Genomic DNA, 249 nt, shown 5'->3' on the forward strand with positions numbered 1-249 from the left:
GCTCTTGTAGGCGGCCATCTGGCCGTGCGCCCAGTCGACGATGTCCTGCTCGCTCACCTGGCCCTGCTGGCCGCTGCGCAGCACGACCACGGCCTTCACGGTCTCACCGCGGCGCGCGTCGTGCGCGGCGATCACGCAGCATTCCTGGATCGCCGGGTGCTGGTACATCATGGCCTCGACCTCGGCCGGCCAGACCTTGAAGCCCGAGGCGTTGATCATGCGCTTGAGCCGGTCGACCATGAAGAAGTA

1 pseudogene is annotated in these 249 nt (G+C 67.1%); it reads right to left on the reverse strand.

Annotation, left to right across the window (positions count from 1 at the left end):
* Nucleotides 1–249: pseudogene (locus QZH66_RS17845) on the reverse strand (long-chain fatty acid--CoA ligase); the annotation flags it as partial.

It is taken from the genome of Stenotrophomonas sp. YIM B06876 (genome assembly GCF_030711595.1).
Taxonomy (GTDB): domain Bacteria; phylum Pseudomonadota; class Gammaproteobacteria; order Xanthomonadales; family Xanthomonadaceae; genus Stenotrophomonas.